Genomic DNA, 13390 nt, shown 5'->3' with positions numbered 1-13390 from the left:
ATCGCGCCGCTTTTTTTTCTTCTATATTTATTGACACCTATTGGTTGTCCGCATATAATTGACATGTGATTTTATTCCGCCTTATATAATTTTAGCAAGGGTGAGAAATTTGAATTTTGATTTTGAGTTAATCTTGCAGTCGTTTCCGCTGCTCCTTCTGGGTGCCGGCGTTACGGTGCAAATTACGGTGCTTAGTGTTGGTTTTGGTCTTTTAATAGGGATGTTTGTAGGCATAGCGCGACTGTCAACGCTATGGCCGGTTAAGATGTTGGCGGCCATATATGTGGACTTTATCCGGGGTACACCGCTTTTGGTGCAGATTTTCCTCATTTATTTTGCGTTGCCGCTTATTGTTGGGCAGCGGATTGACCCGTTTATTGCTGCAATTACTGCTTGTAGTATCAACAGCGGTGCTTATGTGGCCGAGATTTTCCGCGGGGGCATTCAGTCCATTGACAAAGGACAGATGGAGGCTGGCCGCTCTCTGGGTATGACTTGGGCACAGACTATGCGGTACATAATTTTACCCCAAGCATTTAAACGCATTATTCCGCCATTAGGCAATGAATTTATTGCCATGCTGAAAGATTCATCATTGGTGTCGGTAATTGGTTTTGAGGAGCTTACACGGCGCGGACAGCTGGTTATTGCCCGTACCTATGGCTCGTTTGAGATTTGGACCACTGTGGCCTTTATTTACCTTGTGATGACGTTGACAATATCCCGCTTTGTGGATTATCTTGAGCGGAGGTATAAGACTGATGATAAGCATTAAGAATGTTCATAAAAAATTTGGTAAATTACACGTATTAAAAGATGTTAGTGTCCATATTGCCGAACAAGAGGTTGTTGTTATTATTGGACCAAGCGGCTCTGGTAAGAGCACGCTGCTTCGGTGTATTAATTATCTTGAACAGCCTACCGAAGGCGAAATCATTGTGGATGGGATTCCTCTTACGAGTGATGCTAATATTAATAAAGTACGGGAAGAAGTGGGGATGGTTTTCCAACGGTTTAATTTATTTCCCCATATGACGGTACTGCAAAATATTTCACTTGCCCCGGTTAAGGTTCGTAAAATGTCACAGGCGGAGGCCAAGCAGGTGGCCCTTACTTTGTTGGAAAAGGTAGGGTTATCAGATAAAGCTGATGCCTATCCGGAGCAGTTATCTGGTGGTCAGCAGCAGCGGGTGGCGATTGCCCGGGCACTGGCTATGAAACCTAAGGTTATGCTTTTTGATGAGCCAACATCGGCGCTTGATCCGGAGATGATTAAAGAGGTACTGGATGTCATGAAGACGTTAGCTGAAGAGGGAATGACGATGGCTGTGGTTACTCATGAAATGGGTTTTGCCCGCGAAGTTGGTGACCGGGTTATTTTCATGGACGAAGGCCGGATTGTTGAAGAAGGTTTGCCAGAAGACGTATTCTTGCATGCCAAGGAAGAACGTACCAAGGCTTTTCTTTCGAAGATTTTATAAATTGACAGTAATGACAATTTATGCTATACTTCTTCTTGTGGCTGCTAAAAGGCAGTCTGTAGTTCAATCTTAGGAGGAGTTTCACATGATTGGTAAAGTTAAATGGTTTAGCGCAGAAAAAGGTTACGGTTTCATTGAGAGAGAAGATGGCGGCGATGTGTTCGTACATTTCTCGGCTATTCAAGACGAAGGCTTTAAGACTTTAAACGAAGGTCAACAAGTTGAATTTGAAATCGTTGAAGGCGCTCGTGGACCACAAGCCAGCAACGTATATAAGGCTAACTAGGATATATCATCTATATAAATACCCGGCGATGAATTATCGCCGGGTTTTGATTTTTTTATGTCAAAAAAAGATAGGAAAAGAAAATAAATTGAATTTTTAAACAGGAATTTTTGATTTGATAGGGAATATTAACAATATAGGAACCAGGAAAGGGGATGGGTAATATGGCAATTGTAGTACGAGGAAAAAACATTGATATTACACCAGCACTGAAAGACTATGTCACCAAGCGTGTTGGCAAAATCACGAAGTATTTTGATGGTGCAAGCATGGGTGAAATTACTGCAATCCTCACCGTTAACAAAGGCCGTCATATTGTTGAGGTTACCGTGCCTATCAATGGAATTCTTCTTCGGGGTGAAGAAGAGACACCTGATATGTATACCTCTATTGACTTGGTTATTGAGAAATTAGAAAAGCAAATTGAAAAATATAAGACCAAACTGTCCCGTAAGCTAAAAGGCGGGAGCTTTAAAACAGATTTAATCCCGGCAGCTCCCTTGGCTACTGCTAGTGAAGATGAGTTTGACATTGTAAAAACCAAGCGGTTTGCCATTAAGCCGATGGTTGTTGATGAGGCTGTTATGCAGATGAATCTTATTAATCATGATTTTTATGTTTTCGCTAATGCTGACACCGAGGAAGTTAATGTGGTGTACCGCCGCAGAGACGGTCGATATGGATTAATTGAACCGGAATTTTAGCGACAAAGAAATAGCTGGAAGTTATCTTCCAGCTATTTCTAATAGTGTTGATTTCTATGTTATCGGGGTGTTCGTAGCTCGGACCGGCGTTTCATAATTATTTCAGCCAAGGAGGCTGATTCCAACTCTTGCGCTTTTTGAGCAAATTCATGTCTGCTAAAGAGTCCTTTATCAATGAGCAGATCTATCAATACGGCAATGGCTAATGTATTTTTGGAGTCAACAGCCTTAAGGTCGGCAAGCTGGCCGACTATGTCGAGGATATCCATGACATTATGCTTCACAATGCTACCTCCCAAGGTAAATCCTTTGGTAATAGTATGCATAAATTGGTAGATTTTTAAACTGTTTTTACGAAAATATTGATAGTGAAAGAAATAACTTAATCAGAGTATTCCAAAATTATTGACAAGTCATACAATATAAATTACAGTTAATTCGTGGCATTATTTATTTCTGGGATATTTCAGGCTTCAAATGTTCCAAATTTCACAATGATAGTTGCTACACATTAGCATACTATCTAACTAATTTTCATGGGTGAGGAGGTTTTGTCTTGAAAGGTTTTCAATCACAGGAGGTAACCCGTATTATCGAGATTGACAGCAAGACATGCAAGGGCTGCGATTCGTGTAAGGCATTTTGTCCAACAGATGCGATTGAGGGCAAGTATGGTGCCGTTCACAAGATCAACAGCGAGAAATGTATTTCTTGTGGTCAATGCCTCATTAACTGTCCATTTGGGGCTCCCAAAGACACAGTTGACGTAGTGGATCAGGTTATTGACAAGCTTAAGAACAAGAAACTGACAGTTGTTGCTACAATTGCCCCGGCAGTTCGCGTTGCTATTGGTGAGGAGTTCGGAATGGAACCCGGCAGCCTGGTAACAGAAAAAATGTATGGAGCAATGAAACAGGCTGGGTTTAAAGTTCTTGACACTGTCTTTACTGCCGACCAGACCATTATGGAAGAAGGTATGGAGCTTATTGCCAAGATTCGCCACTATGCGTTAGGAGAGCCGACGGAGCATCATTTAGGACCTTTGCCACAGTTTACTTCTTGTTGCCCCGCTTGGGTTAGGTATGCAGAGCTATACTACCCTGAACTTTTACCCAATATGTCTTCGGCCAAGTCACCGATGATGATGGCTGGCGCACTCGGAAAAACCTATGGTGCCAAAGAAGTTTGGAAGGTTAACCCGGAAGATATATTTATGGTAGGCGTTATGCCCTGTACAGCCAAAAAATTTGAGGCTTCCCGTCCTGAATTCAAAAGTGCTTCGGAATACTGGAAGACACAAGGCAGATCAGGAAGCTATCCTGATATCGATGTAGTGCTAACTACCAGGGATTTAGCCCGTCTGTTTAAGAAGCTGAATATTGACCTTAGGACTGTTGCTGAGTTTACTGATAAGGATAATCCTTTAGCCCAATACAGTGGCGCAGGTACTATTTTTGCCAATACCGGCGGTGTAATGGAAGCCGCTTTACGGACAGCCTATTTTGTAATCACCGGCAAAGAACTGGATGTGCTGGAATTCAAACCTGTTCGCGGCCTAAAAGGAGTGAAGGAAGCCAGTGTTACGATGGTAGATGCTAAAACAGGTAAAGAAGTTACACTGAAAGTAGCTGTAGCTCATGGCACCAAAGAAAACGTAAAAGCGCTCCTGGAAGAAACCAAAGCCGGTAAATCACCTTATCACTTCATCGAAATTATGAATTGTCCGGCCGGCTGTGTTAACGGTGGCGGTCAGCCAATCAACCCAATGGGTACTTCCTGGCTGGATAAAGCCAAGGCCGTACTGCCTTGGTCATAAGGAGGGAACACAATGGCGCATTATGATTATGTAGAAAAGGCCGTGAAGGTCTCACGACGTGAATTCATCGGCATCGTAGGTGTAGCCGGTGCAATCTTATGGACCGGGGCCTATGTTGCTACAGATTTGGTACAAGACCGCACAAAATACATTAAGCTGCGGGCACAAGGCATTTATAATGATGATGTAAAAGCAAAAGTCCGCCAAAGCCACAACAATCAGGCGGTTACTGATGTGTACAAAAAGTTTGCCCAGAATCCACTCAGTAATTTGGCCGAAGAACTGTTTCATACTAAGTATGTAGACAGAACGAAATTAGTGTAGGAGGGATAATTGATGAGCCAGCATGATGAACATGGACCGCGGGTACTCAAGCACCCTCTTATCTCGCGGCTATTTCACTGGGGATTAATTTTAGGTTTTTTACCAGCAGCTCTTACTGGATTTTTTATTTGGCTTAAACCATTTGGTGAAGATCTGCAAAATATGATTATGCAAATCCATATTATAGGTGCAAGCATTCTTACGTTATCTTGTATTTTTTATACCATCTTTGCTTTGGACAGAATTGTCGCCTTTACCCGCCGGATATTTTCCTTTGATGAACGGGATATGGCCTGGATGAAGATTTGTGGTGGCTATCCGCAGAAGATGCTATTAGGCAAAACCATTCCAGTGCCGCCAATGGGTAAAATGAATTCTGGTCAAAAACAAATGGGGATTATGATGCTGATTGGTGGCATTCTTTTGATTGTTACCGGTTGGGCGTTATACGCCTTCCTGCCAGTGGCTCCTAAGGCAGCTATGTATTGGTTTGATATGGTGCATTTAGTAGTTGGTATCGTCCTGGGAGTGAGTGTATTCGCGCATATCTTCCTCGGAATCTACAATTGGGGCGAATTTTTGTGCATGTTTGGTGATGGAACTCAGCCGCTTCACGAGGCAGAGCATCATAACCCGGTATGGGTTGAGAATGAAATCGAGCCAGTCAAGGGTAGTAAAATTACTACTCCCGGTCAGCAGCAGCCAGGCTAAAACTGACTGGTATCCAAAATAAAATTTTAAAGCGGGATTGCTTCGCGGGAAGTGCAATGACGAGAGGAACGACAGGTCTACTCCTTCGGTCATTATGAGCACTAGCGCTGCAATCTCGCTTTTGTTTTCTCAAACTAATTTTTGATTATCAAGCAACCCAATTTTTGACTTTGCACCGGCTTTCTGTTAAAATCATATATTAGGCACATACTAACCCTATGACCGCGGAAAAAGACCTAACCAGGTGATGTTGTGGTCTAAGTTGATTGTGCAATACATTTGGTTTTTGGCTGGGGAGTTGATAATTTGTTTAAATTTTTAAAGAAAATATTTGGTGATGATAACGAAAAAGAAATTAAACGCATGTTACAGTTGGTAGACAAAATCAATGCGTTTGAACCCGAATTTAAAAACATGAGTGATGCGACATTAACTGCCAAAACGGTCGAATTCAGGCGCCGGTTAGATAAGGGACAGACGCTTGATGACCTTTTGCCAGAGGCTTTTGCTGTAGTGCGGGAAGCCTCACGCCGGGTTTTGGCTATGCGTCATTTTGATGTACAGATGGTGGGAGGTATCACTCTGCATGAAGGAAAAATTGCAGAGATGCGGACCGGTGAAGGGAAAACTCTGGTAGCTACTTTGCCGGTATATCTTAATGCGCTGACAGGTAGAGGCGTGCATGTTGTTACTGTAAATGACTATTTGGCGCGCCGCGATAGTGAATGGATGGGAAAACTCTATCGCTATCTTGGTCTGTCTGTTGGTCTTATTGTCCATGGTTTGGATTTTGACGAACGAAAACTGGCCTATAGCGCTGATGTTACCTATGGTACTAACAACGAATTTGGTTTTGACTACCTGCGGGATAACATGGTTATTTACGCGGAACAAATGGTACAGCGGCCTTTAAATTATTCTATTGTCGATGAAGTTGACAGTATTTTGGTGGATGAGGCGCGGACGCCGCTAATCATATCTGGTCCTGGTGAAAAGTCTACTGACATGTACTTTGTATTGGCCAAGGTTGTGCCAAAATTAACAGCAGGCGATGACTATACCATTGATGAAAAGGCCAACACGGTAGCTCCGACAGAGGCTGGCGTGGCCAAAGCCGAAAAACTGCTTAATGTTAAAAATCTTTATGATAGCGAAAACATTGAGATGTCGCATCATTTTAATCAGGCACTCCGGGCGCACGCTTTGATGAAGCGGGATAAGGACTATGTGGTTAAAGAGGGCGAGGTTGTCATTGTTGACGAGTTTACCGGCCGCTTAATGTTTGGCCGTCGTTACTCAGAAGGGCTGCATCAGGCCATTGAGGCCAAGGAGGGCGTTAAGGTAGAAAGGGAAAGCCAAACTCTGGCGACCATTACTTTCCAAAATTATTTCCGCATGTATAATAAACTGGCCGGGATGACAGGTACTGCTAAGACTGAGGAAACTGAATTCCGTAAAATTTATAATCTTGATGTTATTGTCATTCCTCCGAATCGCCCGATGCAGCGACAGGATTTACCTGATGTTATTTATAAGACCAAGCGTGCCAAGTACAAGGCCGTTGTTGAAGAAATTGCTGAACTCCATAGCAAAGGGCAGCCTATGCTTGTGGGTACAACCTCTATTGTTCAGTCGGAAGAATTGTCAGCGATGCTTAAGAAAAAGGGTGTACCGCACAATGTACTTAATGCCAAGTTTCATGAAATGGAAGCTCAGATTGTGGCCCAAGCCGGTCAGGCAAGGGCAGTAACTATTGCTACGAATATGGCTGGTCGTGGTACTGACATTGTGTTAGGTGAGGGTGTTGCTGAATTAGGTGGTCTCCGTATTATTGGCACCGAGCGTCATGAAAGCCGCCGGATTGACAATCAGCTGCGTGGCCGTGCCGGGCGTCAAGGTGATCCGGGTTCTTCGCGGTTTTACCTATCGCTGGAAGATGATCTGATGCGTTTGTTTGGCTCCGATAATATTGCTAGCATTATGGAAAAATTGGGTATGGAAGAAGACGAACCAATTGAGCATTCATTGATTACCCGTTCCATTGAACAGGCACAGAAAAAGGTTGAGGCCCGTAACTTTGATATCCGCAAATATGTCCTTGAATATGATGATGTCATGAATCAGCAGCGTGAGGTCATTTACAGTCAGCGTAAGAAGATCCTGACAGGGGATAACCTCAAAGAAAATATCGATATGATGATTGAAAAAATTATTGATTATGGTATGGATTTATATGCTAATGAAAAGATATATCCTGAGGAATGGGATTATGCCGGCCTGATTGAATACTGTGAAGGCTTTTTTGCGCCTAGCGGTGGACTTAAGCAGGAGGAACTTGACAAGCTAAGTCGTTTTGAACTCCGGGAGGAACTTGTGCGTGTAGCCCAGGTTGCCTATAGTGGACGGGAAGAGTTATTTGGCTCTGACAATATGCGAGAGCTTGAAAAAGTTGTTATGCTTAAAACGGTTGATGCTAAATGGATGGAGCATCTTGATGCCATGGATATGCTGCGCCAGGGTATTGGTCTCAGGGCTTATGGTCAAAAGAATCCGCTGATTGAGTATAAAATTGAAGGGTATGATATGTTCCAGCAAATGATGGAAAGTGTGCAGGAAGATATTGTTCGGTACATATTCAGAGTTAATATTGTAACTCAGGCTCAACCGGAAGATCATCTGCGCGGCGCCCATGCCACCCGTGGTGGCGAAGAAGGAGATGAACAGTCCCAGCCGCTTGAACCAATTATTAATACCGATACAACAGGCCGTAATGAATTATGTCCTTGCGGTAGTGGTAAAAAATATAAACGCTGTTGTGGCGCCAAATAATAGGGAGTTGAGGAAGTGCTTTTGGATGAATTGCGCGGGTCGATAGAGACCTTGGCTAAACGGCTTGAAGAAATGAGGGTTTCTCTTTGACGTTGCTGGTAAAAGGGAACGTATTGAAGAACTAGAAGATAGAATGAGTGATCCCACCTTCTGGGATGACACTGATGAGGCGCAAAAAATTGCCCAAGAGGTCACACGCATGAAGGACAGTGTCAGCCAGTACCGCGACTTGCTTAGCCGTCACAGTGATATGGCTACTTTATGGCAATTGGGGATGGAAGAGCAGGACGATAGTGTTTATTCTGAAGTAACTGCCAGCCTTGCTAGCATGGAGCAGGAATTGGATCATCTTGAACTGACCCAGATGCTTTCGGGTGAGTATGATCACAATAACGCTATTTTGACACTGCATGCCGGGGCTGGCGGCACCGAAGCACAGGATTGGGCACAAATGCTGCTCAGAATGTATGTGCGTTGGGCTGAAAAGAACAATTACAAGGTAGAGACCATGGACTTTCAGGCAGGCGATGAGGCGGGCGTTAAAAGTGTGACATTGATGATTAGTGGTACTAATGTCTATGGCTATCTGAAAGCCGAAAAAGGGGTACACCGCCTTGTGCGTATTTCGCCCTTTGATGCCAGTGGCCGACGCCACACCTCGTTTGCTGCCGTCGATGTTATGCCTGAGGTTGATGATTCAGTAGATATTACTATTAATTCGGTAGACTTGAGGGTTGACACCTATCGGGCCAGTGGTGCCGGTGGTCAGCATATTAATAAAACAGACTCAGCTGTCCGCATGACTCACTTGCCGACAGGTGTTATTGTACAATGCCAGACTCAACGTTCGCAGATTCAGAACCGGGAGCAGTGTATGCGCCTATTGCGGGCTAAGCTATTTGAACTTGAACGGCAAAAACAGGCCGATAAGAAGGCAGAGCTTGGTGGCGAATACCAGGCTATTGAATGGGGCAGTCAAATTAGATCTTATGTTTTCCATCCCTATAATATGGTGAAGGACCATCGGACTGCCGCCGAAACAGGCAATGTTCAGGCAGTAATGGATGGAGAAATTGAATTATTTATCGAAGCTTACTTAAAGAGTGAGTCTGGCGTCAAAGAGTGAAATCGTTCATTCAGGTGGAGAGTCTACTCCACCTGAATGAACGCCGCCTATAGAGGCGGGAGCCTTGACTCGTATCCAAAGATGAAAGGAAGAGAAGTTTTCCTAAGGGGGGATTAACCCTATGAAGCGCTTTACAACCATTGTTTTGTTCCTGGTAATGATAATAGCGGCCGTGGAAGTCGTATTGCCCAAGGTGGTGTCAGATGCTGCGGCCCAGGGACTCCGCGATCTGACAGGGAGCAAACAAGCTACTGCCAGGGTGGACAAAATCCCGGCTCTGTTTATGCTTGACGGCAATTTTGATCGTGTGACGGCAGATGTTAGTGAGGTTAAGACTGAGAAAATAACCTTTCGCAATATGCATATTAGCTTACGCGATGTAAAGGTTGATATTCAGTCACTATTGGCCAGCAGGAAGCTTGTGCTTGAACAAGTAAAGGAGGTCGAACTTACGGCGACCATCGGGCAAGAGGACTTGGCTGCCTTTCTCAATAACTCAGTCAAAGGGGTTAAAAATGCGGCTGTGACAATAACTCCTGAAAAAATCCAGGTGACCAGTGCGTTAACCGTAGGTAGTTTTGCTCGGGTCGATGTCAGGTTGGATGGCCGGATTGTGAGTGACCGTGAGAACCGGCGCATTACGTTTGTTACCGAGCGGTTTTGGCTGAACAATACCCCAGTTGGCAATATCGGTGGTTCGTTGCTGACAGAAGTGCCGTTAATGGATTTAAGAAAAATGCCGTTTAATGTGAATGTACGGGATGTTGTTATGGAACAGGGTCAGGTTATTATTTATACCGACAACCGAAGTTAGTACTGGTTCCGGGTTAGTTTGTCGTCATTGTGAGTGTTAGCAAGGCAATCTGACTTATACAACCTTGTGTTGGGAATAGTACATATTATTATCGAACTGCTCACATAGGTGGCAGTTTCAAAAAGGGTGGAGAGATTTTGTCAACCTTTACATATAACAAATGGCTGATTGGCTTGGTCATTGTTGGCCTATTGGCATCCTTTACTATCGATTGGCAGCGTCACACAGTTGAACAGGCCAATTCCACGGTTGAAATGGTTATGGAATATGAAGATATCATGGAATTAGCGCAAATCGAGGGTGTTCGTCCAATTGACATGTTTCAGCAATTTAAAGACGCTGGCATTACTAGTCTGGCTGTGTATGAAACTACCCTGGAAAAACTCAATAAAAGCGGCAAAATAACGGCATTGCCTGGTGCAGATATTCTTCACCAGAAAAATACCGGCACGCTGACAGATCCCTTTTGGCGCAGTTTAATTGCCGCAGGAAAGATCCAGGCTGAGGATGTATATGTCATAGGGCAAGATCAACAAGTCTTTCAGGAAGTGATGGCTGACTTAAGCCGCCGTTTGGGACCTGACAGGGTAACGCTGCTGACAGATGGTGATCGACCGGTATTGGAAGCAAAAGCCAACTTTGAAAAAGTTGTGAAATGGAACCTGGGGCTATCTTCTGCAGAACTTGCTGTAGTTGACAAGCTGGGCTTTTACGTAATTGCCCGTCCGACGAACTATACTAAGGTAACCCCTGCAGATGTTGATTCAGTGTTTCAGCGCTTGGCAGCAGTTAATAACCTGAGTGCGATCATGTTTTCTGGTGAGGAGGTCTTGGGTTATCCTGATCTATTGCCACTTACCGCCAGCCGTTTTCGAGATCGACAGCTTACATTAGCCATGATTGAGCACCCACTGCAACTGCAGTTTCTTAAACAGGAAGGGCTTACTCAACTGGCGGCTGCCAATAACTACCGGTCTGCGCGGGTTTATGTTATTCCCAAAGATGAACAAGTTAAATTAAAAGCGGCTGAAGCCATTCAGCGCTGGGCGCTGGCTGATCAGGAACGCAATATCCGGATCAATCTCTTGCGACGGTATGATAAGCCGGAGCCAGGAAAAACGCTGACTGAAACCAATATGAATTATGTGTCAGGTGTTAAACAAGCCTTAGTGGCTGAGGGTTTCAGCCTTGGCCGGGCTGGTACCTATAACCCGTATTTTCCTGCGCCATGGCTCTTAACACTCGTTGTGGTCGGTGCAACGGCGGCTGGGGTGCTGTTTTTGTCTTTGGTCTATCCCTTTGGTGCGCGCTGGCAGTATGCGCTTACCGCTATATTGGCAGTATTGCTGATCTTCCCGATTAGTAAGGGCGGCGGTACGCTTAGCCGTCAGATGGTTGCGCTGGCTAGTGCCAGTGTTTTCCCGGCTTTGGCTATGACGTGGCTGTTGGATCGTTGGCGGCGGCTGGAGGCTGCCGGTCAGTTTGAACGTCCGGCTCCTCTGGGTAAAATTATTACCGCCGGTTTAGGCGCTGTTGTTATTGCTACGTTTATTTCTCTGGCAGGCGGTCTCTATTTAGGTGCTGTGCTTAGTGATGTGCGCTTTTTTCTGGAAATGGAAATATTCCGGGGGGTAAAACTCACCTTTGTTGCTCCGCTGCTGCTGGTTACCATTGTGTATTTAACCCGTTATAATTTGTTTGACAATGTTCAATTGACAGATGCCAGAGGCTTGTGGCGTCAGGTGACTACTATCTTGAATTATCCGGTAACGATGAAAACCTTGCTATTGGTTGGCATGGCTGCGTTTGCGGCCTGGGTCTATATTGGCCGTTCAGGGCATACGGCCGGTGTACCGATACTGGGGATTGAACTTAAACTCAGGGCACTATTAGAGCAGCTTCTATACGCCCGGCCAAGGGGAAAAGAGTTCTTAATCGGCCATCCGGCCTTTTTGCTGGCAGTCATGGCTGTCTATCGTCAATGGCCGCGCCTGGTGCAATACTTACTGATCGTAGTAGCCTCAATTGCTCAGGGGTCACTTGTGGAAACTTTTGCGCATTTGCGGACACCTGTGCTTATGTCCACCGTCCGGGGATTAGACGGCTTGGTTTTAGGTGCAATCATTGGCATAGTAGCGGTTGTTGGCGTGTATGTTGTTCAAGCCGTAATCACTCGATTGGGAAGGAGTACGGTTTCCCATGAGTGATATCGTTGTTTCAGGCTATTACGGGTTTGCCAATGCGGGCGATGAGGCTATGTTGGCGGCTATGATTGAGGCCTTAACTGACATTGAGCCCAATATTAAAATTACAGTTATCTCTGGTAATCCGGAAGATACCCGGCAGCGGCACGGTGTAGCTGCTGTCTATCGTTTGAATTACCCGGAGATTGCCAAGGCACTGTCCCAAAGCCAGTTGTTAATCAGCGGCGGCGGCAGCTTGCTCCAAGACGTGACCAGTGATCGCAGTCTCTACTATTACCTGAGTATTATGATGCTGGCCAAAAAGCTGGGTAAGCCGGTTATGCTGTATGCTCAGGGAATTGGTCCGGTACGGGGAGCCTTGGCTCAAGGGGCTATGCGTTATATTGGTAATATGGTTGACCTTATTACTGTTCGTGACGAGGGCTCTTATGAGGAGCTAAAGCGGTTAAAGGTAACTGCACCGCCTGTGCATATAACGGCTGATCCGGTTTTGGCCATGCATCCGGTGGATAAAACCATTGGACGCAGCATTCTGAAAAAGTATGGACAAGAAGGTGTGGCGCCGTTAATTGGTATCTCTGTGCGGGAATGGAAGGATTGGGGACATTTTAAACAGGTGATGGGTCATGCTGCTGACAAGATGATTGAAGAACTGGGAGCTAAGGTGGTATTTATCCCCATGCAGTGGCCTGATGACCTCGGTGTTTCTGAAAAGATTGCCGGGCGTATGAAAAATAGGGCTAGTGTGCTGCCAAATGAATATACTACCAGTGAGTTACTCTCGCTGGTAGGTAATTTGGATCTATTAATTGGCATCAGGCTGCATGCGCTTATTTTTGCTGCTGTTATGCATGTGCCGATGGCGGGTATATCCTATGATCCCAAAATTGATCGCTTCCTCGAAAGTATAGGCGAAAAACATGTCGGTACTCTAAAGTCGGTAACGGCCGACAAACTGATGGCCAGGATACGGGAGATGTGGGATGAACGCAAACAGCCTAACCGGGAGCGGGAAGAACGTATTACTATTTTGCGTAACAAAGCTTTTCTAAATGCCGAACTCGCGCTTAGCCTGGTAAAAAAGTAAGGAGGTAG

13 protein-coding genes are annotated in these 13390 nt (G+C 45.0%); 12 read left to right on the top strand and 1 reads right to left on the bottom strand.

The features are described from left to right. The first annotated feature begins 109 nt into the window (after nt 1-109). The 4 genes from SALPA_RS05455 to hpf all read left to right on the top strand — a co-directional run bounded on the left by SALPA_RS05455 (nt 110) and on the right by hpf (nt 2471). Nucleotides 110-775, top strand: coding sequence for an amino acid ABC transporter permease (locus SALPA_RS05455; RefSeq protein WP_145090683.1), 666 nt, complete (start codon nt 110-112; stop codon nt 773-775). Next, a complete protein-coding gene (locus tag SALPA_RS05450; RefSeq protein WP_145090680.1) occupies nt 762-1481 on the top strand; it encodes an amino acid ABC transporter ATP-binding protein in 720 nt (239 codons plus the stop codon). Before SALPA_RS05455 ends, SALPA_RS05450 begins: the two co-directional genes overlap by 14 nt. Nucleotides 1482-1566: 85 nt before the next feature. Then, nucleotides 1567-1767: a cold-shock protein gene (locus SALPA_RS05445; protein ID WP_021169152.1), complete on the top strand. Its 201-nt coding sequence runs from the start codon at nt 1567-1569 to the stop codon at nt 1765-1767. Nucleotides 1768-1931: 164 nt separating this feature from the next. Further along, nucleotides 1932-2471: a ribosome hibernation-promoting factor, HPF/YfiA family gene (hpf, locus tag SALPA_RS05440; RefSeq protein ID WP_145090677.1), complete on the top strand. Its 540-nt coding sequence runs from the start codon at nt 1932-1934 to the stop codon at nt 2469-2471. A gap of 59 nt (nt 2472-2530) precedes the next feature. On the opposite strand, the gene SALPA_RS05435 is transcribed toward hpf, so the two are convergent. After that, nucleotides 2531-2755 carry a hypothetical protein gene (locus SALPA_RS05435; protein WP_255450858.1) on the bottom strand — a complete coding sequence of 75 codons (225 nt, stop codon included), beginning with the start codon at nt 2753-2755 and terminating at the stop codon, nt 2531-2533. A 272-nt stretch (nt 2756-3027) separates the two neighbouring features. On the opposite strand from SALPA_RS05435, the gene SALPA_RS05430 reads away from it, so the two are divergent. The 8 genes from SALPA_RS05430 (at nt 3028) to csaB (ending at nt 13382) form a co-directional block, all read left to right on the top strand. After that, a complete protein-coding gene (locus tag SALPA_RS05430) occupies nt 3028-4287 on the top strand; it encodes a [FeFe] hydrogenase, group A (RefSeq protein ID WP_145090674.1) in 1260 nt (419 codons plus the stop codon). A gap of 12 nt (nt 4288-4299) precedes the next feature. Further along, a complete protein-coding gene (locus SALPA_RS05425; protein WP_021169148.1) occupies nt 4300-4611 on the top strand; it encodes an iron hydrogenase small subunit in 312 nt (103 codons plus the stop codon). Between the two features lie 12 nt (nt 4612-4623). Beyond that, complete coding sequence (locus tag SALPA_RS05420) at nt 4624-5322, top strand: cytochrome b/b6 domain-containing protein (protein ID WP_145090671.1); 699 nt, start codon at nt 4624-4626, stop codon at nt 5320-5322. A gap of 306 nt (nt 5323-5628) precedes the next feature. Beyond that, nucleotides 5629-8151, top strand: coding sequence for a preprotein translocase subunit SecA (secA, locus tag SALPA_RS05415; RefSeq protein ID WP_145090668.1), 2523 nt, complete (start codon nt 5629-5631; stop codon nt 8149-8151). A 15-nt stretch (nt 8152-8166) separates the two neighbouring features. Continuing rightward, a protein-coding gene (gene prfB, locus SALPA_RS05410; RefSeq protein ID WP_186450924.1) for a peptide chain release factor 2 occupies nt 8167-9277 on the top strand; the annotation gives its coding sequence in 2 pieces (ribosomal slippage) (nt 8167-8238 and nt 8240-9277; 1110 coding nt in all). 121 nt (nt 9278-9398) lie between these two features. Next, complete coding sequence (locus SALPA_RS05405; RefSeq protein WP_145090665.1) at nt 9399-10091, top strand: DUF2993 domain-containing protein; 693 nt, start codon at nt 9399-9401, stop codon at nt 10089-10091. A gap of 137 nt (nt 10092-10228) precedes the next feature. Then, nucleotides 10229-12298 (top strand): DUF5693 family protein, encoded by a 2070-nt coding sequence (locus tag SALPA_RS05400; RefSeq protein WP_145090663.1) that lies wholly within the window; start codon nt 10229-10231, stop codon nt 12296-12298. After that, nucleotides 12291-13382, top strand: coding sequence for a polysaccharide pyruvyl transferase CsaB (gene csaB, locus SALPA_RS05395; RefSeq protein ID WP_145090659.1), 1092 nt, complete (start codon nt 12291-12293; stop codon nt 13380-13382). The genes SALPA_RS05400 and csaB overlap by 8 nt, the downstream gene beginning before the upstream one ends. Nucleotides 13383-13390 lie beyond the last annotated feature (8 nt).

This window comes from Sporomusa sp. KB1, assembly GCF_007830295.1.
In the GTDB taxonomy this organism is placed as follows: domain Bacteria; phylum Bacillota; class Negativicutes; order Sporomusales; family Sporomusaceae; genus Sporomusa.
This window is presented reverse-complemented; position numbering and strand designations above follow the sequence as displayed.

Excerpts from the sequence above, each read along its gene's own strand:
- csaB (WP_145090659.1), top strand. The coding sequence starts at position 12,291 with ATGAGTGATATCGTTGTTTCAGGCTATTACGGGTTTGCCAATGCGGGC.
- hpf (WP_145090677.1), top strand. The coding sequence starts at position 1,932 with ATGGCAATTGTAGTACGAGGAAAAAACATTGATATTACACCAGCACTG.
- SALPA_RS05450 (WP_145090680.1), top strand. The coding sequence starts at position 762 with ATGATAAGCATTAAGAATGTTCATAAAAAATTTGGTAAATTACACGTA.
- SALPA_RS05405 (WP_145090665.1), top strand. The coding sequence starts at position 9,399 with ATGAAGCGCTTTACAACCATTGTTTTGTTCCTGGTAATGATAATAGCG.
- SALPA_RS05420 (WP_145090671.1), top strand. The coding sequence starts at position 4,624 with ATGAGCCAGCATGATGAACATGGACCGCGGGTACTCAAGCACCCTCTT.
- SALPA_RS05425 (WP_021169148.1), top strand. The coding sequence starts at position 4,300 with ATGGCGCATTATGATTATGTAGAAAAGGCCGTGAAGGTCTCACGACGT.
- SALPA_RS05445 (WP_021169152.1), top strand. The coding sequence starts at position 1,567 with ATGATTGGTAAAGTTAAATGGTTTAGCGCAGAAAAAGGTTACGGTTTC.